Source organism: Arenimonas sp. (assembly GCF_019459675.1).
Taxonomy (GTDB): Bacteria; Pseudomonadota; Gammaproteobacteria; order Xanthomonadales; family Xanthomonadaceae; genus Arenimonas.
Window position 1 is genome coordinate 1 of sequence record NZ_JAIBFH010000034.1, and the last position, 1,103, is coordinate 1,103.

Consider the following 1,103-nt stretch of genomic DNA (forward strand, 5'->3'; position numbering starts at 1 on the left):
CGCGCTTCCAGCAGAAGACGTCGCGTTGCGCGGCCTGGCTGCGCAGCAGCACCGGCTCCAGCGGCCCCGACGGGCCGCCGCTGACGGCGATCAGCACGTCGCCGTGGAACATCGCGTGGAAGGCGGCGTCGTCCATGAAGCGGCCGTCGGGTTACGACACGCTGTTCCACAGCACGTCGCTCGGGCGGTACAGGCGGCGCGGGTTGACCACGGCGACGATGCGCGAGCCGATGCCGGCTTCGGCCAGCTTCTCGGCGGCGGCGAACACCGGCTGCAGCACCATGTCGCCGGTCACCGCGAACACCACGGTGTGCGAGCCTTTGGTCTCCTGCAGCACCATCGCGCCGTCTTCGATCGCCTGATAGCTCTGCGCCATCGTGGCGTGGATCGGCAGCGGCGACTTCGACGCGGTGATGACGATGCCCTTGTTGTGCTGGCGCAAGGCCCAGTCGTAGCTTGCCTGGATCATGTTGGCGTCGATCGGGAACAGCGGGTAGACGTTGCCGTTCCGCATCATCGCGGCGAAGTAGCTCTCGATCTCGGGGCGCTGGTGGGTCCAGCCGTTGCGCCCCTGTTCGAGCGCGCCGGCGGTGAACAGGCACACCGTCGCCGGGGTCGGGCGGCGCAGCTCGGCCATCGCCTGTGTGACCGTCTGCCAGATCGGCAGGCCGTTGATGGCGAAGGACTCGTAGCTCGCCCACAGGCTGCGGCCACCGAACAGCGCGAGCCCCACCGCGAAACCGGCGCAGGCGTCCTCGTTGAGCGGCTCGTAGACCTGGCCGGACGGGCCCTGGAAATAGAGGTCGTCAGTGGTCGGGTGGCGGATCGTCAGCGCCTTGTTGATGTTGGCCATGGCGGACGCCTCGTTGCCGTCGGCGTTGGTGACGACGAACATCGGGTCGCGGCGGCCCACCTCGCCGACCACGTGGCCAAAGGCGGTGGTGGGGATGTGGTTTTCACCGACCGCGAATTCGGTCAGCGACAGGCCGTCGAGGCTGGGCAGCTCGCGCACGGACTCGGTCACCGCCACGCGTGAGGCCGGACCGCCGCCGGCGTGACGGAAGTTTTCGCGGGTCAGTTTCCAGGCCTGGATCGGCAGCCGC

General features: G+C 68.9%; 1 protein-coding gene. It reads right to left on the bottom strand.

Features of this window, described 5'->3' with window-relative positions:
- Positions 1-151: 151 nt before the first annotated feature.
- Positions 152-1,103 (bottom strand): hypothetical protein (locus K0M70_RS01170; protein WP_290778190.1); only part of this gene is annotated, 952 nt, incomplete at its 5' end.